22 protein-coding genes are annotated in these 24,768 nt (G+C 72.8%); 16 read left to right on the top strand and 6 right to left on the bottom strand.

From position 1 onward, the window contains the following. Nucleotides 1-20 precede the first annotated feature (20 nt). The 12 genes from nuoE to D450_RS0107635 all read left to right on the top strand — a co-directional run bounded on the left by nuoE (nucleotide 21) and on the right by D450_RS0107635 (nucleotide 14,603). Nucleotides 21-716 carry an NADH-quinone oxidoreductase subunit NuoE gene (gene nuoE / locus D450_RS0107690; RefSeq protein ID WP_017538092.1) on the top strand — a complete coding sequence of 232 codons (696 nt, stop codon included), beginning with the start codon at nucleotides 21-23 and terminating at the stop codon, nucleotides 714-716. Beyond that, entirely contained in the window at nucleotides 713-2,011 is a 1,299-nt protein-coding gene (nuoF, locus tag D450_RS0107685; protein ID WP_017538091.1) for an NADH-quinone oxidoreductase subunit NuoF, read from the top strand. Before nuoE ends, nuoF begins: the two co-directional genes overlap by 4 nt. An 88-nt stretch (nucleotides 2,012-2,099) precedes the next feature. Then, the gene (locus D450_RS0107680; RefSeq protein ID WP_017538090.1) at nucleotides 2,100-4,577 is read left to right on the top strand and encodes an NADH-quinone oxidoreductase subunit G; all 2,478 of its coding nucleotides are present in this window, start codon (nucleotides 2,100-2,102) and stop codon (nucleotides 4,575-4,577) included. Beyond that, nucleotides 4,574-5,950: an NADH-quinone oxidoreductase subunit NuoH gene (nuoH, locus tag D450_RS0107675; RefSeq protein ID WP_017538089.1), complete on the top strand. Its 1,377-nt coding sequence runs from the start codon at nucleotides 4,574-4,576 to the stop codon at nucleotides 5,948-5,950. The genes D450_RS0107680 and nuoH overlap by 4 nt, the downstream gene beginning before the upstream one ends. Then, nucleotides 5,943-6,545, top strand: coding sequence for an NADH-quinone oxidoreductase subunit NuoI (nuoI, locus tag D450_RS0107670; protein WP_017538088.1), 603 nt, complete (start codon nucleotides 5,943-5,945; stop codon nucleotides 6,543-6,545). Before nuoH ends, nuoI begins: the two co-directional genes overlap by 8 nt. Next, complete coding sequence (locus D450_RS0107665) at nucleotides 6,542-7,432, top strand: NADH-quinone oxidoreductase subunit J (RefSeq protein WP_017538087.1); 891 nt, start codon at nucleotides 6,542-6,544, stop codon at nucleotides 7,430-7,432. The genes nuoI and D450_RS0107665 overlap by 4 nt, the downstream gene beginning before the upstream one ends. After that, nucleotides 7,420-7,719, top strand: coding sequence for an NADH-quinone oxidoreductase subunit NuoK (gene nuoK / locus D450_RS0107660; RefSeq protein ID WP_017538086.1), 300 nt, complete (start codon nucleotides 7,420-7,422; stop codon nucleotides 7,717-7,719). Before D450_RS0107665 ends, nuoK begins: the two co-directional genes overlap by 13 nt. 50 nt (nucleotides 7,720-7,769) lie before the next feature. Next, nucleotides 7,770-9,641: an NADH-quinone oxidoreductase subunit L gene (nuoL, locus tag D450_RS0107655; RefSeq protein ID WP_241483091.1), complete on the top strand. Its 1,872-nt coding sequence runs from the start codon at nucleotides 7,770-7,772 to the stop codon at nucleotides 9,639-9,641. Between the two features lie 4 nt (nucleotides 9,642-9,645). Beyond that, nucleotides 9,646-11,199: an NADH-quinone oxidoreductase subunit M gene (locus tag D450_RS0107650; RefSeq protein WP_017538084.1), complete on the top strand. Its 1,554-nt coding sequence runs from the start codon at nucleotides 9,646-9,648 to the stop codon at nucleotides 11,197-11,199. Further along, complete coding sequence (gene nuoN, locus D450_RS0107645; protein ID WP_017538083.1) at nucleotides 11,196-12,794, top strand: NADH-quinone oxidoreductase subunit NuoN; 1,599 nt, start codon at nucleotides 11,196-11,198, stop codon at nucleotides 12,792-12,794. The genes D450_RS0107650 and nuoN overlap by 4 nt, the downstream gene beginning before the upstream one ends. Before the next feature lie 226 nt (nucleotides 12,795-13,020). Next, nucleotides 13,021-14,028, top strand: coding sequence for a polyprenyl synthetase family protein (locus D450_RS0107640; protein WP_026128431.1), 1,008 nt, complete (start codon nucleotides 13,021-13,023; stop codon nucleotides 14,026-14,028). Nucleotides 14,029-14,192: 164 nt separating this feature from the next. Then, complete coding sequence (locus tag D450_RS0107635; RefSeq protein WP_241483088.1) at nucleotides 14,193-14,603, top strand: PRC-barrel domain-containing protein; 411 nt, start codon at nucleotides 14,193-14,195, stop codon at nucleotides 14,601-14,603. Here D450_RS0107635 and rarD read toward each other — a convergent pair. Together rarD and D450_RS0107625 are read right to left on the bottom strand one after the other, a co-directional pair. Further along, entirely contained in the window at nucleotides 14,591-15,535 is a 945-nt protein-coding gene (rarD, locus tag D450_RS0107630; protein ID WP_017538080.1) for an EamA family transporter RarD, read from the bottom strand. The genes D450_RS0107635 and rarD overlap by 13 nt on opposite strands. A gap of 449 nt (nucleotides 15,536-15,984) precedes the next feature. Then, nucleotides 15,985-17,646 carry a serine hydrolase domain-containing protein gene (locus D450_RS0107625; RefSeq protein ID WP_241483090.1) on the bottom strand — a complete coding sequence of 554 codons (1,662 nt, stop codon included), beginning with the start codon at nucleotides 17,644-17,646 and terminating at the stop codon, nucleotides 15,985-15,987. Nucleotides 17,647-18,114: 468 nt separating this feature from the next. Here D450_RS0107625 and msrA point away from each other — a divergent pair, with 468 nt between their 5' ends. Continuing rightward, nucleotides 18,115-18,780 carry a peptide-methionine (S)-S-oxide reductase MsrA gene (gene msrA / locus D450_RS0107620; RefSeq protein ID WP_017538078.1) on the top strand — a complete coding sequence of 222 codons (666 nt, stop codon included), beginning with the start codon at nucleotides 18,115-18,117 and terminating at the stop codon, nucleotides 18,778-18,780. Between the two features lie 53 nt (nucleotides 18,781-18,833). Here the strand turns inward: msrA and D450_RS0107615 are convergent, their stop codons facing one another. Together D450_RS0107615 and D450_RS0107610 are read right to left on the bottom strand one after the other, a co-directional pair. Continuing rightward, the gene (locus D450_RS0107615) at nucleotides 18,834-19,013 is read right to left on the bottom strand and encodes a DUF397 domain-containing protein (RefSeq protein WP_017538077.1); all 180 of its coding nucleotides are present in this window, start codon (nucleotides 19,011-19,013) and stop codon (nucleotides 18,834-18,836) included. Nucleotides 19,014-19,015: 2 nt separating this feature from the next. After that, the gene (locus D450_RS0107610; protein ID WP_241483087.1) at nucleotides 19,016-19,969 is read right to left on the bottom strand and encodes a helix-turn-helix domain-containing protein; all 954 of its coding nucleotides are present in this window, start codon (nucleotides 19,967-19,969) and stop codon (nucleotides 19,016-19,018) included. 24 nt (nucleotides 19,970-19,993) lie between these two features. Here D450_RS0107610 and D450_RS0107605 point away from each other — a divergent pair, with 24 nt between their 5' ends. Both D450_RS0107605 and D450_RS0107600 read left to right on the top strand, forming a co-directional pair. Next, nucleotides 19,994-20,314 (top strand): hypothetical protein, encoded by a 321-nt coding sequence (locus D450_RS0107605; RefSeq protein ID WP_017538075.1) that lies wholly within the window; start codon nucleotides 19,994-19,996, stop codon nucleotides 20,312-20,314. 229 nt (nucleotides 20,315-20,543) lie between these two features. Beyond that, a complete protein-coding gene (locus D450_RS0107600) occupies nucleotides 20,544-20,810 on the top strand; it encodes a hypothetical protein (RefSeq protein WP_017538074.1) in 267 nt (88 codons plus the stop codon). 625 nt (nucleotides 20,811-21,435) lie between these two features. Here D450_RS0107600 and D450_RS0107585 read toward each other — a convergent pair. Both D450_RS0107585 and D450_RS0107580 read right to left on the bottom strand, forming a co-directional pair. Next, nucleotides 21,436-21,807, bottom strand: coding sequence for a hypothetical protein (locus D450_RS0107585; protein WP_017538071.1), 372 nt, complete (start codon nucleotides 21,805-21,807; stop codon nucleotides 21,436-21,438). A 101-nt stretch (nucleotides 21,808-21,908) separates the two neighbouring features. Further along, a complete protein-coding gene (locus D450_RS0107580) occupies nucleotides 21,909-22,409 on the bottom strand; it encodes a hypothetical protein (protein ID WP_017538070.1) in 501 nt (166 codons plus the stop codon). 415 nt (nucleotides 22,410-22,824) lie between these two features. Between D450_RS0107580 and D450_RS0107575 the strand changes: the two genes are divergently transcribed. After that, nucleotides 22,825-24,684, top strand: coding sequence for a COG1361 S-layer family protein (locus D450_RS0107575; protein WP_152520811.1), 1,860 nt, complete (start codon nucleotides 22,825-22,827; stop codon nucleotides 24,682-24,684). Nucleotides 24,685-24,768: the final 84 nt, after the last annotated feature.

Raw genomic sequence — 24,768 nt, 5'->3', positions numbered from 1 at the left:
GCGGAGAGGGGAGGGCCCCGATGACGAGGACCTTCGACGAGGAGACCAGGGCGCGGCTGGAGGTCGACGCCAAGGAGATCATCGCCCGCTACCCCAAGGCGCGCTCGGCGCTGCTGCCCCTGCTCCACCTGGTGCAGGCCGAGGAGGGGCACGTCAGCACCGCCGGGATCGGCTTCTGCGCCGATCAGCTGGGGCTGACCGCGGCCGAGGTCACGGCGGTGGCGACCTTCTACACCATGTACAAGCGCCGCCCGGTGGGCGACTACCACGTGGGCGTGTGCACCAACACCCTGTGCGCGGTGATGGGCGGCGACGAGATCTTCTCCGCCCTCAAGGAGCACCTGGGGGTGGGCAACGACGAGACCACCGAGGACGGCAAGGTCACGCTGGAGCACGTGGAGTGCAACGCGGCCTGCGACTTCGCCCCGGTCGTCATGGTCAACTGGGAGTTCTTCGACAACCAGACCCCCGACAGCGCCAAGGAGCTGGTCGACGGCCTGCGCCTGGGCCGGGACGTGCGCCCCACCCGCGGCCCGGGGTCGGTCTGCACCTGGAAGGAGGCCTCCCGGGTGCTCGCCGGGTTCTCCGACGGGCGCGCCGACGAGGGCCCGCAGGCGGCGGGGCCGTCCCTGGAGGGGCTGCGGCTGGCCCGCGAGCGCGGCTGGACCGCGCCCGCCCCGGGCGACGCCGGCGCCGGTGAGGAGGCCGGACAGTGACGACGACGCTCACCCCCGTCCTCTCCGACAACTGGGACCGCCCCGACGCCCCCACCCTGGAGGGCTACCGGGCCGCCGGCGGCTACCGGGCGCTGCGCACCGCCCTGTCGATGGAGCCCGACGCCCTGGTGGAGAAGGTCAAGACCTCGGGCCTGCGCGGCCGCGGCGGCGCCGGGTTCCCCACCGGCATGAAGTGGGGCTTCCTGCCGGCGGACAACCCCAACCCGCGCTACCTGGTGGTCAACGCCGACGAGTCCGAGCCGGGCACCTGCAAGGACATCCCGCTGATGATGGCCAGCCCGCACACCCTGCTGGAGGGGGTGATCATCTCCTCCTACGCCATCCGCAGCAACCAGGCCTTCATCTACGTGCGCGGCGAGGTGCTGCACGTCATCCGGCGGCTGCGGCGCGCCGTGGAGGAGGCCTACGCCGCGGGACTGCTGGGCACCGACATCCTCGGCAGCGGCTTCGACCTGGACGTGGTGGTGCACGCCGGGGCCGGGGCCTACATCTGCGGCGAGGAGACCGCGCTGCTGGACTCGCTGGAGGGCTACCGCGGCCAGCCGCGGCTCAAGCCGCCCTTCCCCGCGGTGGCCGGGCTCTACGCCTCGCCGACCGTGGTCAACAACGTGGAGTCCATCGCCACGGTGCCCGCGATCGTGGCCAACGGCGCCGAGTGGTTCACCTCCATGGGCACCGAGAAGTCCGCCGGGTTCGGGTTCTTCTCGCTGTCCGGCCACGTCACGCGGCCCGGCCAGTACGAGGCCCCGCTGGGGGTGACCCTGCGCGAGCTGCTGGACATGGCCGGGGGGATCCGCGCCGGGCACGAGCTGAAGTTCTGGACCCCCGGCGGCTCGTCCACCCCGATCTTCACCGACGAGCACCTGGACACCCCGCTGGACTTCGAGTCGGTGGGCGCGGCCGGGTCCATGCTCGGCACCCGGGCGCTGCAGATCTTCGACGAGACCACCTGCGTGGTCCGGGCGGTGGGCCGGTGGATCGCCTTCTACGCCCACGAGTCCTGCGGCAAGTGCACGCCCTGCCGCGAGGGCAACTACTGGATGGTCCAGGTCCTGGACCGGCTGGAGGCCGGCGAGGGCTCCGAGGCCGACCTGGAGAAGCTGCTGGACATCTGCGACAACCTGCTGGGCCGCTCCTTCTGCGCCCTCGGGGACGGCGCCACCAGCCCGGTGATGTCGTCGATCAAGTACTTCCGGCAGGAGTACATCGACCACTTCGAACAGGGCGGGTGCCCGTTCGACCATGCCAAGTCGACCGTGTGGGGAGGTGCGTGATGGCGATCGCCGACAGGGGCCCCTCCGGGGGGTCCGGGGGGTCGCTCCCCCGCGCTGCAGAACACCGGACCGTGTGGGGAGGGAACACGTGACCGTCACGACCGACGCCTCGTCCGGGGGCACCCCCGCGGTTCCGCCGGAGGACCTGGTCACCGTCACCATCGACGGGTTCCGGATCCAGGTGCCCAAGGGGACGCTGGTGATCCGCGCGGCGGAGCTGCTGGGCATCCAGATCCCCCGGTTCTGCGACCACCCGCTGCTCGAGCCGGTCGGGGCCTGCCGCCAGTGCCTGGTGGAGATCCCCGACGCCGGGAACGGCCGGGCGATGCCCAAGCCGCAGGCCTCCTGCACCATCACGGTGATGGAGGGCATGGTCGTCAAGACCCAGCTCACCTCGCCGACCGCGGAGAAGGCCCAGCGCGGGATCATGGAGTTCCTTCTGGTCAACCACCCGCTGGACTGCCCGGTCTGCGACAAGGGCGGCGAGTGCCCGCTGCAGAACCAGGCGATGTCCGCCGGGCAGGGGGAGACCCGCTTCACCGGGACCAAGCGCACCTTCCCCAAGCCGGTGCCGCTCTCCAGCCAGGTGCTGCTGGACCGGGAGCGCTGCATCCAGTGCGCCCGCTGCACCCGGTTCTCCGCGCAGATCGCCGGCGACCCCTTCATCGAGCTGCTGGAGCGCGGCGCCGACGAGCAGGTCGGCATCGCCGAGGGGGAGCCCTTCCAGTCCTACTTCTCCGGCAACACCGTGCAGATCTGCCCGGTGGGCGCGCTGACCGGCGCCGCCTACCGGTTCCGCTCGCGCCCCTTCGACCTGGTGAGCACGCCGAGCGTGTGCGAGCACTGCGCCGCCGGCTGCGCCCAGCGCACCGACCACCGGCGGGGCAAGGTCACCCGCCGCCTGGCCGGGGACGACCCGCAGGTCAACGAGGAGTGGAACTGCGACAAGGGCCGGTGGGCCTTCACCTACGCCACCCGGCCCGACCGGCTCTCGCGCCCCCTGGTGCGCGACGAGGAGAGCCGGGCCCTGGAGTTCGCCTCCTGGCCCGAGGCGCTGACCATGGCGGCTGAGGGGCTGTCCCGGGCGCGCCGCACGGCGGTGCTCGCCGGCGGGCGGCTCACTCTGGAGGACGCCTACGCCTACGCCAAGTTCGCCCGCGTCGCGCTCAAGACCAACGACGTGGACATGCGGGCCCGCGCGCACTCCGAGGAGGAGGCCGAGTTCCTGGCCGCCCGGGTGGCCGGGACCGGCCTGGGGGTCACCTACGCCGACCTGGAGTCGGCGCCTGCGGTGCTGCTGGCCGGGTTCGAGCCCGAGGACGAGTCGCCGGTGGTGTTCCTGCGGCTGCGCAAGGCCCACCGGGCCGGGAACGGGCGGGTCTTCTCCGTGGCGCCCTTCGCCAGCCGCGGCCTGGACAAGGCCGGGGGCACCCTGGTCCCGGCCGCGCCCGGGGAGGAGGCGCGGACCCTGGACGCCCTGGCCGAGGCGGCCCCCGAGGCCGACGCGGCGCTGCGCGCCGAGGGGGCGCTGCTGCTGGCCGGGGAGCGGCTGGCGCAGAGCCCGGGCGCGCTGTCCGCGCTGACCCGGCTGGCCGACCGCACCGGGGCCCGCCTGGCCTGGGTGCCGCGCCGCGCCGGCGAGCGCGGCGCGGTCGACGCCGGTGCGCTGCCCAACCTGCTGCCGGGCGGCCGCCCGGTGGGCGACGCCCGCGCCCGCGCCGAGACCGCCCGGGTCTGGGACGTGGCCGCGCTGCCCGAGCGCGAGGGCCGCGACACCGCCGCCGTGCTGGAGGCCGCGGCCACCGGGGAGCTGGACGCCCTGGTCGTGGCCGGCGTCGAGCTGGACGACCTGCCCGACCCGGAGGCGGCCCGCGAGGCCCTGGCCCGGGTGCCGTTCATCGTCTCCCTGGAGCTGCGGGCCGGCGACGTCACCGATCGCGCCGACGTGGTGCTGCCGGTGGCCGCCGTCGCCGAGAAGTCCGGGACCTTCGTGGACTGGGAGGGGCGGCACCGCCCCTTCGACGACGCGCTGAAGGTGCCCGGGGCCCTGTCGGACCTGCGGGTGCTGGCGGCGGTCGCCGACGAGATGGACGTCCACCTGGGGCTGCCGGACGCCGCCGCGGCCCGCCGCGAGCTGGCCGAGCTCGGCGCCTGGCGGGGCGAGCGGGTCCCGGACCCGGCCACCGCACCGGAGCCGGCCGCCGCCCCCGGGCGGGGCGAGGCGGTGCTGGCCACCTGGCGCCAGCTGCTGGGCAACGGGCGGATGGAGGACGGCGAGCCCTACCTGGCCGGGACCGCCCGGCCGGCCCTGGCCCGCGTCTCGGCCGCCACGGCCGCCGAGGCCGGCCTGGCCGACGGCGGTGAGCTGCGGGTGAGCGGGCCGCGGGGCGCCGTCACCGTTCCCGCGGTCGTCGCCGCCGCGATGCCCGACCGCGTGGTCTGGCTGCCCGCCAACGCCCGCGAGTGCGACGTCCGCCGCGACCTGGGGGCCGCCGCGGGCGACACCGTCCGCCTGGAGGCGGTCCCTGCGGCCCGGACCGCCACGAGTGCTGGGAGCCCACAGTGAAGCCCGACGCTGCGACGGCGGCCGCCTGGCAGGCGGCCCAGGCCGCCGATCCCGCGCTGGAGGCCTTCGGCGGCGATCCCTGGTGGATCACCCTGATCAAGGCCCTGGCCGTGTTCGTCTTCCTGATGCTGTCCGTGCTGATGATGATCATGGCCGACCGCAAGGTCATGGGCCGCATGCAGCAGCGGCACGGCCCCAACCGGATGGGCCCCTGGGGGCTGCTGCAGTCCCTGTTCGACGGCGTGAAGCTGTCGCTCAAGGAGGACGTGATCCCGCGCAACGTGGACCGCCTGGTCTACATCGCGGCGCCGATGATCGCGGCGGTCCCGGCCTTCATCGGCTTCTCGGTGATCCCGATCGGGCCCGAGGTGTCGATGTTCGGCGTGACCACGCCGCTGCAGCTGACCGACCTGCCGGTGGCGGCCCTGGTGGTGCTGGGCACCGCCGCGATCGGGGTGTACGGCATCGTGCTGGGCGGCTGGGCCTCCCAGTCGCCCTACGCGCTGCTCGGCGGCCTGCGCGCCTCGGCGCAGGTGATCAGCTACGAGATCGCCATGGGGCTGAGCTTCGTGGCGGTGTTCATGCTCTCGGGCACGCTCACCACCTCCGGCATCGTCGACGCCCAGCAGGACCTGTGGTTCGCCGTGGTGCTGCTGCCGTCGTTCCTGATCTACCTGGTCACCATGGTCGGCGAGACCAACCGCCTGCCCTTCGACCTGGCCGAGGGGGAGGGGGAGATCGTCGGCGGCTTCATGACCGAGTACGGGTCGATGAAGTTCACCATGTTCTTCCTGGCCGAGTACGTGAACATGGTGACCGTCGCCGCGGTGTCGGTGACCTTCTTCCTGGGCGGCTGGTACGCGCCGCCGCCGCTGACCGCCGTGTGGGAGGGCGCCAACGCCGGGTACTGGCCGGCGCTGTGGTGGCTGCTCAAGTTCATGGCGGTCATGTTCCTGTTCATCTGGCTGCGCGGCTCCCTGCCGCGGATCCGCTACGACCAGCTGATGAAGCTGGGGTGGAAGGTCCTCATCCCGATCCAGCTGGTGTGGATCACCGCGGTGGCCGCCGTGCGGCTGATGGTCAACGAGGACGCCCCGGTGGCCGCCACGGCCGCCGTCGGCGCCGCCTTCGCACTGGTCACCGCGGCCGCCCTGGCCGCCTGGGTGCGCGCCGCCAAGCGCCGCGCGGCCGCCGAGGCGGCCGAGCGCGCCGAGGAGCTGCGCGCCATGGCCGAGGACCCCGCCCGCGGCGGGTTCCCGGTGCCGCCGCTGCGCGCCGCGCACTACGGCAGCAGCGTCCCCGCGGAGCCGTCCCCGACCGCACCGGCCCCGGCCGGCAAGCCCGCCAAGCGTGAGGAGGTTACCGGTGCTTGACTGGCTCAACCCCGTCAAAGGGTTCGGCGTCACCTTCCACACCATGTTCACGAAGGTGCCGACCATCGAGTACCCGGAGGTGAAGCGCCCCACGGCGCCGCGCTTCCACGGACGCCACCGGCTCAACCGGTGGCCCGACGGCCTGGAGAAGTGCATCGGCTGCGAGCTGTGCGCCTGGGCCTGCCCCGCCGACGCCATCTACGTCGAGGCGGGGGACAACGAAGAGGACGAGCGGTACTCGCCCGGCGAGCGGTACGGCCGGGTGTACCAGATCAACTACCTGCGGTGCATCCTGTGCGGCCTGTGCGTGGAGGCCTGCCCCACCCGGGCGCTGACCATGACCAACGAGTACGAGCTCGCCGACGACGACCGCGAGAGCCTCATCTACACCAAGGAGCAGCTCCTGGCCGGGCTGACCGAGGACATGGAGGCCCCGCCGCACCCGATGCGCCTCGGCGACACCGAGGAGGACTACTACCGGAACCACGGCGAGGCCGCGCGGCGCCAGACCCCGGCGCCCGAGGCCGCCCGGAGCACCGGCGCCGCCGGTGAGCCGGCGCCGGAGGCGGCCGGGCAGAGCGGGGCGGTCCGATGAGCGAGGCCGTCGCGTTCTGGACCATCGGCGCCCTCGTGCTGGCCGCCGCCGCGGGGGTGGTGCTCTCCCGCAAAGCCGTCTACTCGGCGCTGATGATGGCCGTGGTCATGCTGGGCCTGGCCGTGTTCTACGGGATGAACCAGGCGCCGTTCCTCATGGTCGTGCAGATCGTCGTCTACACCGGCGCCGTGCTGATGCTGTTCCTGTTCGTGCTGATGCTCGTCGGCGTCAGCTCGGCGGACTCGCTGGTGGAGACCATCCGCGGGCAGCGGGTGCTGGCCGGGGCGGTCGCCGCGTGCTTCCTGTTCGCCCTGGGCCTGGGGCTGACCCGGATCGCCGGCGTGGAGCCGGTCGGCCTGGGCGCCGCCGCGGCCGCCGGGGGCACCGTGCCCGCGATCGCCTCGGAGGTGATCTTCCGCTACGTGATCGCCTTCGAGGCCACCGGTGCCCTGCTGATCACCGCGGTGCTGGGGGCGCTGGTGCTGGCGCACTCCGCACGCACCGGCGAGCGGCGCAGCCAGCGGCGGCAGGCCCGCGAGCGGGTCCTGAGCGGGTACCCCACCCCGCTGCCGGGGCCGGGCACCTACGCCCGGCACAACGCCATCGACATGCCGGCGCTGCTGCCCGACGGGTCGGTGTCGCGGCTCTCGCTCAACCCGGTGCTCACCGCCCGCGACCCCGAACTGCAGTCCGGGGTCCCCGAGGACATCCGGCTGGGCACCGTGCCCGAGGCCGGCGGCGCCTCGGACTCGGCCGCCTCCAAGGAGGGGCGCGCCGCCGGGGAGGAGCCCGCCGCGCAGGCGGAGGGGGCCGGCGCCGAGGGCGGCGGCCCGGGCGCCGACGGACCGTCCGACGGACAGGAGGCTGAGCGCTCGTGGACCCGATGAACTACATCGCGCTGGCCGCGCTCCTGTTCACCATCGGAGCGGTGGGGGTGCTCGTCCGGCGCAACGCGATCATCGTCTTCATGTGCGTGGAGCTCATGCTCAACGCCTGCAACCTGGCGTTCGTCGCCTTCGCGCGCATGCACGGCGACATCGAGGGGCAGGTCATCGCGTTCTTCGTGATGGTCGTCGCCGCCGCCGAGGTCGTCGTGGGGCTCGCGATCATCATGCAGATCTTCCGGACCCGCAGGTCGGCGTCGGTCGACGACGCGAACCTGCTCAAGTACTAGAAGGCGGCGCGACCGTGTCTGACAACTCCCTCGTGCTCGGCGGCGCCTGGATGCTCATCGCGCTGCCCCTGCTGGGCGCGGCCGTCCTGCTGCTGGGCGGCCGGCGCACCGACGGGTGGGGCCACTGGCTCGCGGTGGCGCTGCCCGCGGGAAGCTTCGTGTGGGCGGTGCTCGCCCTGGTCGAGATGCTCGGCCGCGGCGAACACGAGCGCAGCATCGCGGTGCCGGTCTACACCTGGTTCTCCTCCGGGGACCTGAGCATCGGCGCCGACCTGCTGCTGGACCCGCTCTCGATCAGCTTCGTGCTGCTCATCACCGGGGTGGGCACGCTCATCCACGTCTACTCCGTGGGCTACATGGCCCACGACGAGCGGCGGCGCCGGTTCTTCGCCTACCTGAACCTGTTCGTGGCCGCGATGCTGGTGCTGGTGCTGGCCGACAACTTCGTGCTGCTCTTCCTGGGCTGGGAGGGCGTGGGCCTGGCCTCCTACCTGCTCATCGGGTTCTGGCAGCACAAGCCGTCGGCGGCGGTGGCGGCCAAGAAGGCCTTCCTGGTCAACCGGGTCGGCGACATGGGCCTGCTGATCGCCGTCATGGTGATGTTCTCCACCTTCGGCACCGTGACCTTCTCCGAGGTGTTCGCGCGCCTGGACGGGGCCGGGCAGGGCGTGCTGACCGCCGTCGGGCTGCTCCTGCTGCTCGGCGCCTGCGGCAAGTCCGCCCAGCTGCCGCTGCAGTCCTGGCTGCTGGACGCCATGGAGGGCCCCACCCCGGTGTCCGCGCTGATCCACGCGGCGACCATGGTCACCGCCGGGGTCTACCTGATCGTGCGGGCGGGCCCGGTCTTCGAGGCGGCGCCCGCCGCACAGGCGACCGTGGCGGTGGTCGGCGCGGCCACCCTGCTGGCCGGGGCGGTCATCGGGTGCGCCAAGGACGACATCAAGAAGGCCCTGGCCGGGTCGACCATGAGCCAGATCGGCTACATGACGCTGGCGGCCGGGCTGGGCCCGGCCGGGTACGCGGTCGCCATCGCGCACCTGGTCACCCACGGCTTCTTCAAGGCCGGACTGTTCCTGGGCGCCGGGTCGGTCATGCACGGCATGAACGACGAGGTGGACATGCGCCGCTACGGCGGCCTGCGCCGGGCCATGCCGGTCACCTTCGCCACCTTCGGCCTGGGCTACCTCGCCATCATCGGGTTCCCGCTGATGTCGGGCTGGTGGACCAAGGAGGGGATCATCGAGGCGGCCTTCGGGGCCGGCGGCGCCATGGGCCAGGTCCTGGGCTGGTGCGCGCTGGCCGGCGCCGGGCTCACCGCGTTCTACATGACGCGCGTGATGATCATGACCTTCTTCGGCGAGAAGCGCTGGGACGAGGGCGTGCACCCGCACGAGTCCCCGGTCTCGATGACCGCGCCCATGGTGGTGCTGGCCGTCGGGTCGGTGGGGCTGGGGGCCGTGCTCGTCTACGGCTACCGCTTCGCCCACTTCCTGGAGCCGGCCGTGGGCGCCCCCGAGAAGCACCACGAGTTCCACTTCGCGGCGCTGTTCACCAGCGGGCCGGCGCTGGCCGCGCTGGGCCTGATGGCCGCCGGCGCCGCGGTGGCGTGGTTCATGTACGGGCGCGCCCCGGTGCCGCGCACCGCCCCGGCGGGCAATCTCGTCACCGTGGCCGCGCGCAACGAGCTCTACGGCAACCAGATCAACGAGGGCCTGCTCATGCGTCCGGGGCAGGCCGTCACCGAGGCGCTGGTCGCCATCGACACCCACGTCGTCGACGGTGCGGTGCGGGGGGTGGCCTCGGGGGTCCGGGACACCTCCGGCGGGCTCCGGCGCGCCCAGACCGGGTTCGCCCGCACCTATGCGCTGACCATGCTGTTCGGCGCCGCCGTCGTCGTCGCCACGCTGGCAGTGAGGATTTGAGCCGATGACCGACATCCCCTGGCTGACACTGGGACTGGCACTGCCGGCGCTGGGCGCGCTGGCCGTGGCGCTGGTCCCGCGCGGGGCCCCCGGGCTGGCCAAGCGCATCGCGCTGGGCGTGTCCCTGGGCACGCTGGCGCTGATGGCCGCGATGGCGTCGAACTTCTCCACGGCCGCCGCCGACCGGCTGCAGTTCCAGGAGGTGCACCCCTGGATCCCCCGGTTCGGGATCAACTACGCCCTGGGCGTGGACGGCATCGCGCTGATGCTGATCCTGATGTCGGCGGTGCTGGTGCCGCTGGTGATCCTGGCCGCCTGGCACGAGTGCGACGACGCCGACGACGGGGGCAAGGGCTACTTCGGCCTGATCCTGCTCCTGGAAGCGATGATGATCGGCGTCTTCGCGGCGACCGACGTCTTCCTGTTCTACGTCTTCTTCGAGGCCATGCTGATCCCGGTCTACTTCATGATCGGGCGCTACGGGCGGGGCGCCGAGCGGCGCCGGGCCGCGGTCACGTTCCTGCTCTACAGCCTGGCCGGCGGACTGCTGATGCTGGTCGCGGTCATCGGGGTGTACGTCTACGGCGGCACCTTCCTGTGGAGCGACCTGGCCGGCGGCGCGCTGGCCCAGGTCGACCCGGCCGCGGCGCGCTGGCTCTTCCTCGGCTTCTTCATCGCCTTCGCGATCAAGGCGCCGATGTGGCCGCTGCACAGCTGGCTGCCGAGCGCGGCGGCCTCCTCCCGGCCGGGCACCGCGGTGCTGCTGGTCGGGGTGCTGGACAAGGTCGGCACCTACGGCATGCTCCGGTACTGCCTGGAGCTGTTCCCCGGGGCCGCCACCTGGTTCGTGTGGCCGGCGGTGGCGCTGAGCCTGGTCAGCATCGTCTACGGCGCTGTGCTGGCGATCGGGCAGAGCGACATGATGCGGCTGATCGCCTTCACCTCGGTCTCCCACTTCGGGTTCATCACCCTGGGGATCTTCGCGATGACCACCCAGGCCCAGTCCGGGGCGGCCCTGTACATGGTCAACCACGGCTTCGCGACCGGGGCGCTGTTCCTGATCGTCGGGTTCCTGCTCGCCCGCCGGGGGTCGGCGGCGATCGGCGACTACCAGGGGGTGCAGAAGGTGGCCCCGGTGCTGGCGGGGACCTTCCTGCTGGCCGGGCTCGCCGGGCTGGCGCTGCCCGGGCTGGCGCCGTTCGTCAGCGAGTTCCTGGTGTTCGTCGGCACCTACGCCTTCAACCCGGTCCCGGCGGTCATCGCCGCGGTCGGGGTGGTGCTGGCGGCCCTCTACATCCTGTGGATGTACCAGCGCACCATGACCGGCCCGGTCCCCGAGCGGCTGGCCGGCCTGCGCGACCTCGACGCGCGGGAGGTGGCGGCGATCGCCCCGCTCGCCGCGCTCATCGTGCTGCTGGGCGTCTACCCGCAGCCGATGCTGGACGCCGCCGAGCCCGCGGTGGAGCGCACCATGGTCCAGCTGGACGCCGTCGACCCCGCGCCCGCGGTCGACGGGGCGGGCCCCGTCGCGGGCGGCGAGGAAGGAGCCCACGAGTGATCACCGACGCACCACCGGCCATCGACTACTGGCTGCTCGCCCCGATGCTGACCGTCTTCGGGGCGGGGGTGCTCGCCGTCCTGGTGGAGGCCTTCGCCCCCAAGGCGCGGCGGCGCCCGGTGCAGCTGGGGCTGACCGCGGCCGCGCTGGTCGCGGCGTTCGTGCTGACCGTGCTGCAGGTCGGCTCGGTGCCCGCGGAGGGCACCACGCTGGCCATGGGCGCGGTGGCGGTCGACCGCCCCGCGCTGTTCCTCCAGGGCACGATCCTGGTGATGGCCGCGATCGCGCTGCTGCTGATCGCCGAGCGGCGGGAGGGCGAGGACGCGTTCGCCGCGCAGGCGGCGGCAGTCCCCGGCAGCGAGGAGGAGCGCGCGCACGTGCTCGCCGGCTCCGAGCACACCGAGGTCTACCCCCTGGTGCTGTTCGCGGTGCTGGGCATGCTGCTGTTCCCGGCCGCCAACGACTTCCTCACCCTGTTCATCGCCCTGGAGGTGATGAGCCTCCCGCTGTACCTGCTGTGCGGGCTGGCGCGGCGCCGCCGGCTGTTCTCCCAGGAGGCGGCGGTCAAGTACTTCCTGCTGGGCGCGTTCTCCTCGGCGTTCTTCCTGTTCGGCATCGCGCTGGTGTACGGGTTCTCCGGGACGGTGAACTACGCCGGGGTCGCCGAGGCGGTCCGGGCCGGCGGGGGCGGCGCGTTCGAGGGCGGCGGCGGGGAGCCGCTGCTGCTGCTCGGGATCGCCCTGGTCGGGGCGGGGCTGCTGTTCAAGGTCGGCGCGGTGCCCTTCCACAACTGGAAGCCCGACGTCTACCAGGGGGCGCCCACCCCGATCACCGCGCTGATGGCCTCGGGCACCCTGGTCGCGGCCTTCGGGGCGCTGCTGCGGGTGTTCTTCACCGCCTTCGGGGACACCGCCGAGGCCTGGCGGCCGATGATCTGGGTGGTGGCGATCCTCACCATGGTGCTGGCCGCGGTGGTGGCCGTGACCCAGCGCGACATCAAGCGGCTGCTGGCCTACTCCTCGGTGGTGCACGCCGGGTTCGTGCTGACCGCGGTGGTCGCCGCGGACTCCGCGGGGCTGGCCGGGGCGATGTTCTACCTGGCGGCCTACGGCTTCACCACCGTCGGCGCCTTCGCCGTGGTCACCCTGGTGCGCACGCACGAGGGCGGCCCCGAGGCGGGGGACCTGTCCCGGTGGGCCGGGCTGGGCCGCACCTCCCCGGCGCTGGCCGGCGCCCTGGCGCTGTTCCTGCTGGCCTTCGCCGGAATCCCGCTGACCAGCGGGTTCATCGGCAAGTTCGCGGTGTTCGAGGCGGCGGTGGCCGCCGGCGCGGTGCCGCTGGTGGTGGTCGGCGTGCTCAGCAGCGCGGTGACCGCGTTCTTCTACGTGCGCATCATCGTGCTGATGTACTTCGCCGAACCGTCCGCCGAGGGGACGGTGCACACCGCCCGGGCCGGGGCGCTCACCGGTACCGCGATCGGCGTGGGCGTGGCCGCCACCCTGGTGCTGGGGATCTACCCCACACCGGTCCTGGACCACCTGGTTCCCGAGCCCGGGCAGGAGGCGGTGGCCACCGCCGGGGTCTTCACACGGTGACACCGCTCGGGCGGCGCGGACCCGCCGGTGCCCGGGCGGCACCGGGGGGTCCGCGCCGCAGGAGGTCACCGGCGGTTCACGGGCGGTGGGTGGCTTTGGCTCTTCAATCCGGGTCCGATAACTTGGCAAGTCGGTCGATGTTCATCCCGAGAGCGCGCGATATGCCGGACCGGCGCCAGGCCGGATCCGGGGTGGTGCGCGCCCCGTTGACGTGTGGAGCTTTCTGGTGAGCGGTGCTGTCCCGAGCGGTTTCCTCGCTCTGCCGAGTATCGACCCGGTGCTCGCCCAAGAGGTCCAGGCCGACCTGGTGCGGGTCGAGGAGACGCTGCGGGACACGGTGGCCGCCAGCGACCCGCTGCTCCGGGAGGCCGCCGCCCACCTGCTGGAGGCGGGGGGCAAGCGGTTCCGGGCGACGCTGGTGCTGCTGTCCGCGCGGTTCGGCGGGGCGGCCGGCAACCCCGAGCTGGTCCCGGCCGCGGCCGTGGTCGAGCTCACCCACGTGGCCACGCTCTACCACGACGACGTGATGGACGAGGCGGAGATGCGCCGCGGCCACACCAGTGCCAACCAGCGCTGGGGCAACTCCGTGGCGATCCTCACCGGGGACTTCGTCTTCGCCCGGGCCTCGGAGATGCTGGCCGACCTGGGCACCGACGCGGTGCGGCTGCAGGCGCGGACCTTCGGGCGCCTGGTGCAGGGGCAGATCCTGGAGACCGCCGGGCCGGCCGAGGGCACCGACCCGCTCGACCACTACATGCAGGTGATCGCGGACAAGACGGCCTCGCTCATCGCCTCCTCGGCGCGGTTCGGCGCGATCTTCGGCAAGGCCGACCGCGACGTGATCGAGGCGCTCACCAGCGCGGGCGAGGCACTGGGCATGGCCTTCCAGCTCTCCGACGACATCCTGGACGTGGCCGGGGACCCCCGCGACTCGGGCAAGATCCCCGGCACCGACCTGCGCGAGGGCGTGCTCACCCTGCCCATGTTCTACGCGCTGCGCGGCACCGACCCCGCCGACGCGCGCCTGCGCTCGCTGCTGGGCCGCCCCTTGGACGAGGAGGAGGCGCACGAGGCGCTGGGGCTGCTGCGCGCGCACACGGCCATGGAGCAGGCGCGCGCGGAGATGCGCGGCTGGGCGGACCGGGCGCGCACCGAGCTGGCCCCGCTGCCCAAGGGTCCGGCGCGGGAGGCGTTCGAGGCGCTGTGCGACTACGTGGTGGAGCGCACGGGCTGAGCCGGTCGAGCGTCCTGAGCGGCCTGTCGCAGAGCCCGCGGGGTCACGCCCCGTCCCCGGGTGCGTAAGGCCCTGGCAATCCCCGGCATGAACCCCCGGTGCGGAGGGAAGCACCGCATCTGACCTGGCAGGACGCCGGGCAGAGGCACCGGGGGGTGGACGCCGTGGCGGACTATTCGGGGGCGCGGCGGCTGGTCGGGAACCGGCTGCTGGACTCCGTCGGCACCGTGGTGGGCCGGATCGGGCAGGTGTTCTTCGACGACCGGACCCGCGAACCGGCCTGGGTGACCGTGCGCACCGGGGTGTTCGGGACCGGGGAGAGCTTCGTCCCGCTGCGCGGGGCGCACGTGGTCGACGAGGGGCTGCAGGTGCCCTTCGACGCCGAGACCGTGCGCAGCGCTCCGAGCTTCGCCGTCGACCGGCACATCTCGGTCGAGCAGGAGGACGCCGTCTTCGCGCACTACGGGCTGGCACCGGAGGTGCCCGTACCACGAGCGGAGGACCGGCCCCGGGGCCGGCACCGCAAGCCGGACCCGGGGGACGTGGGCGAGGAGCACGTGGATCAGTTGGGCTGAGCGTCGGGCTGGGCGCCGGGGCGGGCGGTCTGCTCCGTCTCGGGCTCGGGCCGCGGGGGGCGCCGGGCGTTGCGGAGCATGTCCGTGGCGAAGACGACGAGGGCGACCCAGACGACCCCGAAGCCGATCCAGCGGCTGAGCGGCAGCGGCTCGTCGAAGACCAGCCAGGCGAAGAGGAACTGCATCACCGGGACGACGAACTGCAGCAGCCCGATCAGGCTGAGCGGGATGCGGCGGTTGGCCGCGCCGAAGCACATGAGCGGCACGGCGGTGGCGATGCCGCTGCCCACCAGCAGCAGGGTGTGCGCGGGGGACAGGGAGGCGAAGGTCCCGGCTCCCGACGACTCCAGGTGGACCACGTAGGCCACTGCGGGCAGGAGCATCAGCAGCGTCTCGACGGTGAGGCTCTGCAGGCCGTCGAGCGTGGTGAAGCGCTTGACCAGGCCGTAGGTGGCGAAGGAGAACGCCATCCCGAGCGAGTACCAGGGGACGCCGCCGTAGGCGTAGGTGAGCACCGCGACCGCGACGGCGCCCAGCGCGATGGCGGTCCACTGGGCGGGGCGCAGCCGCTCGGCGAAGACGAGCACCCCCAGCACCACGCTGACCAGGGGGTTGATGAAGTAGCCGAGGGCGGCCTGGGAGGTCTGGCCGGAGTTCACGGCGACGATGAACAGGCCCCAGTTGACGGAGATGACCGCCGCCGCGGCGGTGAGCACGAGCAGCTGCCGCGGGGTGCGCAGCGCCGCCAGCACCGGCCGCCAGCTCCGCCGCAGGGACACGAGCACCCCCACGACCAGCAGGGACCACACCATCCGGTGGGCGAGGATCTCCAGCGGAGCGGAGGGTTCGAGCAGGGGCCAGTAGAGGGTGGTCAGGCCCCACATGAGGTAGGCGCTGGCCCCGAGGAGCACGCCGCGATCGGTCTCGGACACCCCAGCAGAGTAGGGGAAACATCCGATGAGCGGTAGTTAGATCTGCTAACGACCGGCATTAGCCGCGTTGACGGGTGAATTCCCAGGTCGAACGGGGTCTTCCCGGCGAGGGGCGTCACCGTCGTCCGGGCGTCGTCGCCCCCGGCGCCGACGGCGGCCACGTAGAGGGGCGACCGCTGACCGTCCGCTCGATTCCGGTGGGCGGTGCCATCGGGCCGTCGACCGTGGCGGTATCACCACTATCGGCGGTCTGACGTGGCGAAACCAGCACGATCGATGCCCTCTCCCGGCCGCCAGAAGGGGCGAAGAGGGGGATCGGCCGTACTCCTGCCCCGCGGGGCGGCCCCGGGCAGAGGGAGCGGGACACCACGCCTGATGCCGTGAACCCGAACGGGCCCCGCCGCCCGTTCTGGACGGCGGGGCCCGCAGCGGCGGCCCGGGGCGCGCCCTCAGACCCCCGGCAGGACCGTGAAGCCGTAGGCCAGGGCGAGGGCCGACAGCACCCCCAGTGCCGCGACCACCAGGGTGTAGTGCACCCGCGCGGCCGGTCCCCACCAGCCGCGTACCCAGGCGGGCACGGCGAGGACCGCCGCCGCGGCCGTCAGCGGGAGCGCCGCCGTCATCGGGGCCGTCAGCAGTGGCGGGTACGGCGGGAAGAGCGCCGTCCCCGGGCCGATGCCCTGCAGTACCAGGGCGGCGCCGGAGCCCGCCACCAGGGCGACGGCCAGGGCCGACGCCAGCCCCGCGACGAAGCGTGCGCCGACGGCCAGTGGCGACGCCGCTCCGGCGCCGTGCCCCTGCGAGCGGCGGCCCCGGAGGCGGCGCACCGCGGCGCCGACCGGCCACACGAGCGTCGACAGCGCCAGCGCGAGGGAGGCCGCCGCCGCGGCGCCCTGGACCAGGGCGTCGCGGTACCAGGGCACCCGTTCGAAGGCGTTGGACGGGATGTGGTCCATGCCCATGGCCGTGACCCGGCCGTCCTCCTCGATGAAGACCAGCCTGAAGCCCTTCTCTGCGGCGTCGCCCCCGACCGCGTGGAAGACGCCGTCCCCGGCGGGGCGCCACTCCGCCGCCCCGGACAGCGGGTCGACCGTGCGCAGGCGCTCCCCGTCCGCGCTCACCCGGGTCTGCAGGGCGGCGTAGAGCGCCTCGGCGGGTTCGCGGTGGGGGATGCGCGTCATCGAGTAGGTGCCCGCATAGCGCTCCACTCCGCCGTCCTGCCCCCCGCCTCCGGCCTCCGGCGGCCCGGCGCCGTGGAACCGCTCCAGGTACGCGCGGACGAGGTCGTCCCGGAGGGTGAACATGCCCTCGGAGGTCCCGTCGCCGTTGGCGGCCACGAAGATCCCGGCGCCGTGCTCGGGGACGAGCGCGTACTGGGTGTGCACGCCGGGGCCGTCGCCGCCGTGGCCGATCGCGCGCGGGTCGTCCGTGCGCAGCTCCCACGCCCCGTAGCCGCTCCCGGTCAGGCGCGGATCGTTGGCCGCCTGGCGGCCGAGCATCGCCTCCACCGCGCCGTCGGTGAGCACGTCCCCGCCGGCGGGGCGCTCGCGCAGCAGCTCCAGCATGAAGACCGCCATGTCGGCGGGGGTGGAGAAGGCGCTCCCGGCCGGGGCGCCGTTGATGTACTCGTACTCCAGGCGCTCGCGGCCGTCCTGACCGGAGCCGTACAGGGCCGGAAGGTCCAGGCGTGCGCCGACCGTGTCGGGTCCGCCGAACGCGGTGTGCTCCATGCCGAGCGGTTCGAAGAGGGTCCGCTCGATGTAGGGGCCGAAGGGCTCCCCGGTCACCTGCTCCACGACCCGGCCGGCCACCACGTAGCCGTAGTTGGAGTATCCGGTGTAGCGGCCCGGCGGGTGGATGCGATCGGGGCGCAGGTCGGCGACGTAGCGGCCGAGCGGGAGGATCCCCTCCTCGGAGGGGGCGCGCAGGCCGTCGAGCTGCTCGGCGAACCCGGCGGTGTGGGTGAGCAGGTGGTGCAGGGTGACCGGCCCGCGAGGGTCGTCCGGGAGCCGTTCGTCCTCGGGCAGGTAGGTGTTGACGTCCGCGTCCAGGTCGACCTCGCCGCGCTCGGCCAGCTCCACGACCGCCGCGGCGGTGAAGGACTTGGCGATCGACGCCGTGGGGAAGGCGGTGCGGCCGGGGTNCGGCCCCGCCGTAGCCCTCGGCGGCCAGGACCTCCCCGCCGCCGGCGACGGAGACGCCGGCGCCGGGGACGCCGTGCTCCTCCATGAGCGCGGGCACGCGCTCGTCGAGGAAGGCGCGCACCTCCTCGGAGTCCGGGGTGTCCGCCCGCGCCTGCGCGGCGGCGGAGCCGTCGGGGATCGTGGACGGGGGAGCCTCGGGCAGCGCGGGTGCCGTGGGGATCGCGACGGCGAGCAGCACCGCGGCCGCCGCCGGTACGCAGAACGGGAAGGGCATCGGGGGCCTCCGGTGGGGGTCGGCGCACGATCGGGGCTCGTTCCCCACGAACGTAGGCACCGGCCCGGGCCCCGGTCTGTGCGCCAGGGGCCCGTCTCCGGGTGGGCCAGGCCCTACCCGGAACCCTGGGGCCAGGGCGAGCGGGCGGATACCGTGGAGGCATGTTCGGGCAGAAGAGCACCATGACCGACCCGGAGCGGGCGCTGCCCGGCCGGGACACACCGATGCCGGTTCCGGAGCGCCACGAGGTCCTGGGGACCCCGCTCGCGCCGCCCTACCCCGAGGGGAGCAGCATCGCCGACTTCGGCATGGGCTGCTTCTGGGGTGTGGAGCGCACGTTCTGGCGGCTGGGCGCCGAGCGCGGCATCATCACCACGGCCGTCGGCTACCAGGGCGGCTACACGCCCAACCCCACCTACGAAGAGGTCTGCTCCGGGCGCACCGGCCACACCGAGGCGGTGCGCGTGGTCTTCGACCCGCGGAAGATCACCTACGAGGAACTGCTGAAGGTGTTCTGGGAGGGCCACGACCCGACCCAGGGCATGCGCCAGGGCAACGACGTGGGCACCCAGTACCGGTCCATGATCCTGTACCACGACGAGACCCAGCGCGCGGCGGCCGAGGCCTCCCGCGACGCCTTCCAGCCGGTCCTGACCCGCTCCGGCTACGGCCCCATCACCACCGAGATCGTGGAGGCGGGCCCGTTCTACTTCGCCGAGCCCTTCCACCAGCAGTACCTGAGCGACGCGAAGAACCCCAACGGCTATTGCGGGGTGGGAGGCACGGGCGCCTCCTGCCCGATCGGTGTGGCGCGCACCGACGGGTGAGAGCCGACGCAGGCCCCCGGCGCAACGGTGTCGGGGGCCTGCCGCATGTTCGGCTAGAAGCGCTCGCTTCGGAGGTCCTGGAGGAAGGCCCCCCACTCGCCCAGGGGGAACGAGAGGTGCCCGGCGTCCCGGTGCTTGGTGTCGCGGACGTCGGCACCGTGTGCGTACTCGCGGACTTCGACGCAGTCATTGGTACCGCCGCTGTAGCTGGACTTGTGCCATTCAGCAGACATCGCTAGTCAATCCTCATCATCTCTTCGTGAACCGCCCTCACGGACGCTTCCGGGTCCAATGCCACGCCCTGTAGGGCCGCGAACAGCATGCGACGCCGGGCTACTGCTGTCGAACTCGTGAGGGTCCGTCCTTCTTCTGCGCTCTCTACGTACGCCATGTCGGGGCCATCTCGCATGGTGAGCACTCGGAAGGCCCCGGCGTTGCCGGGGTGCTTTGGGTGGTCCATAGGCGCGACTTGAAGTGTCAGACGCTCCCGTTCCGCGAGAGCCGCGACGTATGCCAGCTGCTCTCGCGACGCTTCGGAGCCTCCGTAGCGTCGCTTCAGTAGTGACTCGTCGACGACGAGCCACAGCATAGGTCGCAGGCTTTCCTGCATGCTGTGTGCCCGTTCGACCCGCTCCTTCGTACGGGTGTCGAGTTCGTCCGGAGGCATCCACGGGGCGGCATGCCGGATGACGGCGCGGGCGTAGGAGCCTGTCTGCAGATAACTCGGGAACGCCAAGGCCTGGTACTCGTAGACGGCGTCCGCATCCCTGATCGCCGCTGCGATCTCGTCAAGCCACTCGGGCCGTCCGTCCCCGGTGAGGTCGTCCCACACACGGCTCAATCGGCCATCACCGATCGCCTCGTCCAGGGCTGCGCGGAGCTTCTTGGACGGGTCCGCCTTCCCGTTCTCCAGGTTGGAGATCTGCGTCTTGCTGCTCCGGACCCGTCTGGCCAACGCGGCCTGTGTATACCCGGCGTCGTTACGGGCGCGTCGGACTTCGCGACCGTACTTCTCAAGCATGTGCGGCGGAGCGGTGCGCTGCTCGGGGGGCATGCTCATACCACAGCACATCTCCGGTGTCAGCGGAACTTTTTCCCGGAAATTTCGACTCTCAGGGAACGCCGTCGGACCCTGAACAACCCCCTTCACCTCGGATGTTGTCCCGGCGATGCTCTTGAATATGAACACGACCGGCGTCCGAGGTTCCGCCGAATGAACCCGATCACCGATCCCCGGAACAACCCCCGGCACCCCTGCCCGGAGCTGCGGGACGAGTTCACTCCGCGCGGGTGGCTGTTCTTCCGCGCCGACGCCCCCTGCGGCCCCGCGACCTATCACGCGGTGTTCTGCCGCCCCGTCCCGCCGAGGTGCGCCCGCCTCCTCGGCTTCCGTGAGCACGCCAAGGGGCCGATCCCGCTGCTCCGCCTGCTGGTCCGCGAGCGGGCCGGCGTGATCGAGGCGCACGCCGCGACCTGCGCCCGCTGTGCGTTCGCACTGGCGGCCGCGAAACGCGACGCCGCCCTCGCCCGGTGACGACCGGAGCCTCACCGACCTGATCCCGGCCCGTGCGGAACGAGGGGGCCGCACGGTCCGCGGGTGTCCCGGTGCACTTCCCCGTACCGGGGCACCCGCAGACCGGCCCGAGCGCCGGGCGCCTCCCGCGACGGGAGGCACTGACCTGCGAATACCCGCGAACGACCGCGCCCCGCGACCGCTCCCATGGTCGGGGAGCGCGGCCGCAGGACACCGAGGAGCCGACGACATGTCCCTCACCACGACGAAGCCCGCCCCGAGCACGACGCGCTGGGGGCGCTCTCCCGAGCACGCCGGTGCCCACGCCGCCGCTGCGCGGCTGCAGGCCCGGTACCCGCAGATGGTGATCTGGTTCGGGGAGACCTCCGGCCACTTCTACGCGATGGACGCCTCCGGCCTGCACGAGCGCCCCACGCTCGACGCGATCACGATGCTGGCCTGTCAGCGCACCAACCGCCCCCGCCCGCGCGGCGCCGTGGCGGTGAGCGCCCGTTGAACGCGGTCGAGGTCGGAGAGACGCATCTTCGGTGTCGACTGGGACGACCCCGTCCGCCAAGCAGGGCGACGAAGAAGACCCGGGTTCTCGGAACAGAGGCGGCACCGGGGTGTTCCTTGCCAGGATGCCCTCGGCGCATGCCCGACGTCGACGGCGACGAGGGACCTGACTCGGTTCCCCGCCGGACTGAACGGGTGATGGTACTTCGCCGTTCGTTCCGGAGGTCGAAAGGAATCATGGAGGGAGACGCCGGTCGGAATACGGTCGTTCCCGCGTGCGCCGGGCTGACCGCAAATCAGGCCGCCGAGGTACTGAACGTGTCCCGTACCCACCTCATCGCCCTCCTGGAGGCACAGGAGACCGAGTCTCGGATGGTGGGGGCGCCGTAGGCGCGTGCGAGTGGGCTCCCTACTCGACTACAAGGTGCGGGACGACCGCCGAAGGCGCGTGGCCGCGGACCGGCTCTCGGCGTCGACCAGGGAGCTGGGGGTCGACTGAGCGTCCCCGTTCCGAATTTGCTGAGGGGCCCTCTGTTCCGCTCGGCGCGGGCGAGGAAGGCGGGGGATGCTCGAGCCGGACGGGCCCGGTGGCCCGCCCGGCGGGGGTCCGGGGTCTCGTCGCGTGGTCAGATGTCCAGGTTCTCTTCGATCCCCTTGAGGCGGTGACGGGCCAGTGCGAGGTTGGAGCGTTCGCGGTCCAACGCCAGGTACAGGAACAGTCCCTGCCCCTTGCGCCCGGTCAGCGGCCGGATGATGTGGTACTGGGTGGACAGCGTGATCAGGATGTCGTCGATCGCGTCCTGGAGCCCCAGGTCGCTCATGGTCCGCATCTTGGCCCGGACCACCTCGGTGTTGCCGGCCGAGGCGACCGTCAGGTCGAGCTGGGAGGTCGCGCTGAGCGACCCGAGCGGCATCCCGCTGCCGTAGTCGACCACCGCGGCGCCGATCGCGCCGTCGATCGCCATCATGTCCTTCAGACCGGTCTCGATGTCGGGCATCTGCCTCACTCCAATGCGTGTTCTCCGGAAAAGGCCCGACAGCCCCGCCTTCCCGCGCAGTGCGGCCAAGCGTGTGGGCAGGTCGTGCCATGGGGAGCGGGTCAATGGGCCACCGCCTCCTGGGCCGGTGGGACGTCGGTGTTCAACCCCCGCAGACCGATGAGCACGCGTTCGAGGACGGTCCGATCGTCCATGACCCGTACCCGGGGCCCGGGGGAGTGGTCGGGGGGCGTGCGGCGCCTGCGCGCGGGCGCCGTCGTGGGCGCCGGCTCGGCCGCGCATTCCCGCAGCCGGCGCATCGCCAGCCCGAGGTGGTCCCCGGAGCGGTCCATGCGGACCTGCAGGCACAGGTCGCCGTCGTCCAGCGGTGCCACCAGCAGGTGCTGCCCCCGGTCGGTGACCACCAGCTGCTCGATCCCGGTTCCCGCGTAGGCGGGGACCTCCCGGGCCGCCCGGAGCAGAGCGGCCGCCTCCGGGGCCGGGGCCGGGGCCGCGTCGCCCGCCACCACGATCTCGTGGCCTTCGGAGACCCGGACCAGGCCGACCCGGCTCACCCCGGGGACGGACAGAACCCTGCGCATCCGGTCCTCGATCGCGACCACGGCGCCTCTCCGCGTTCGTGGGCATCGCCGCTACCGCCCGCGGGCGGGCGGGTCGTTGGTCTCGTGCATGCCACGACATTAGTGATGTTCCGTCGAAACGACCGGCTTTTCCGAGATTTCCGCTATTGCGATGCGAGAGGTCGAGGCATCTCCCGTCCCTTCTGGGAGAGGTCGGTGGCGAATGCGTCGAATGTCGGCGGAATTGCGTCCTGATGTTCGGATCGGACGCCGTCCCCGCGCGTGCGGAATCCGGGACGGATGGCCCGAAACTCCGATAGCGCGCGTGATCCCCCTTCATGGGGAGGTAAAGATCATTCCAGTCCCGTACACCGCGCCGGGTGCCTCCTGGAAGGCCGAGGGCTCTCCGGAGAGCATCGGGACCCATTGGGCCGAGCCGGTTCGACATGGGAGCGGGATGCGCGGATCTGTGGGAAAGGCGGCGGGGAGAGGGGCCGTCCGGGCGGCCGCGGCGCTGGCGCTGCTCGGGCTGTGGCCCCTGGGGGCGCCGGCGAGCGCCGTCGCGGAGCCCGCACCGGACCCGGTCCCGGCGGCCGCGGAGGCCGGAACGGTCGGAGAGGACGTGCCGGGGGCGGCCGAGGAGCGGCCTCCGTCGGGGCTTGAGACTCCGCCGCCGGAGACGCCGGGGGAGGGGGACGGCGCCGCCGAAGGCGACACCACGCCCGCGGAGTCGGAACCGGGCCCGGAGCCGATCCCGAAACCGGACGCGTCCCCGGGGCAGCCGGACGGGCCTTCCCCGGCGCCGTCCCCGGAGCCGTCGTCCGCGCCCTCACCCGCGCCCGCACCGGAGCCTTCGCCCGAGGCGGACGAGGACGACGTGCGGGAGTCCCAGGCGGCGGCCCAGCTGCAGATCTCCAAGAGTGTCGAGCCGAACCCCATGATCATCGGGGACGAGGCGACCTACACCATCACCGTCACCAACACCGGGGACGAGGCCGCCGAGGACGTCACGGTGACCGACACCCTCGCCTCCGACGTCTCCTTCGTCTCCGCCTCCGCCGGGTGCTCGGCCTCCGGGCAGACGGTGACCTGCGGAGGGACGGGCACCACCGTCGGGGCGGGGGAGACGCTCACCTACAGCGTCACCGTGAAGGTGGACCCGGGCGTCTCCGACGGGACCAACATCACCAACCCGGCGTCGGTCGAGGCCTCCAACACCGGCGGCGCGAGCACCCAGAACATCGCCCAGACGCAGACGATGACCGACGTGGAGATCACCAAGTCCGCCGAACCGGCGACGGTGAACCCCGACGGCACGATCACCTACACGATCACCGTCACCAACCACGGGCCGTCCGAAGCGGTGGACGTCACGGTCCACGACCCCACGGACGGGAACCTGGTGAGCATCACCGGGCTCCCCGACCGGTGCCCGCCCGGCGGCCTGACCATCAGCTGCGACCTGGGCACGCTCGCGCCGGGCGAGACCGTCGAGCTGACGGTCACGGTCACGGTGAACTCCGACGTCGCGGACGGGACGCAGATCCAGAACTGTGCGACCGTCTACACGGGATCGCGGGAGTCCGATACCGGGAACAATGTGTCCTGCGCGAGCAACGAGGTCGGTCCGGGCCCTGCGGGCGACCGGACGGACCTGGAGCTGACCAAGGACGGGCCCGCGACCGTCAGCCCGGACGGGACCATCACCTACACCATCAGGGTCACGAACACCGGCCCGGTCCCGGCCGAGAACGTGCACGTGTTCGAGAACTTCGACACCGAGAACACCACGGTCGAGAGCCTCCCGGCCCAGTGCACCCTCGACGGGGAGCACGTGGGGTGCGACATCGGTGACCTGCAACCCGGGGAGAGCACCGAACTCACCGTCGTCCTCCGCGCGAACGCGGACGCCGACCCCGGGACGCTCCTGGAGAACTGCGCCGTGGCCAGGACCGCGACGAGGGACGGCCAGGTCCGGAACAACGCGGCGTGCGTGCAGACCGAGGTGGTGGACGAGGACCCCGGTCCGGACCCCTCGCCGTCACCTTCTCCGAGCCCGGACCCGTCGCCGTCTCCAACGCCGAGCCCGGAACCGGAACCGTCTCCGAGTCCCACGCACGGCGGTGGCCCGACCCCCGGTCCCGGCCCCGACGACGGCCCCGACGGCGACTCGGACACCGCGACCGGTGACGGAGGCCCCGGCCTGCCGGTGACCGGGGCCGGGGCGGCCGGATTCATCGCGGCAGGCCTGGTCACCGCCGGCGGCGGGCTGGCGCTCGCCTGGTCCGCGCGGCGGAGGGTCCCCGACGACGACTGAGCGCTCCGGACACCAGAGGGCGGGGCGGCACGGACTACCGTGCCGCCCCGCCCTCGTCGCGGCCCCTTCCCGGGACCGCCTTGG

It is taken from the genome of Nocardiopsis halophila DSM 44494, assembly GCF_000341245.1.
In the GTDB taxonomy this organism is placed as follows: Bacteria; Actinomycetota; Actinomycetes; order Streptosporangiales; family Streptosporangiaceae; genus Nocardiopsis_A; species Nocardiopsis_A halophila.
The sequence above is the reverse complement of the archived record's forward strand: the minus strand, read 5'-3'. Positions and strand labels throughout refer to the sequence as shown.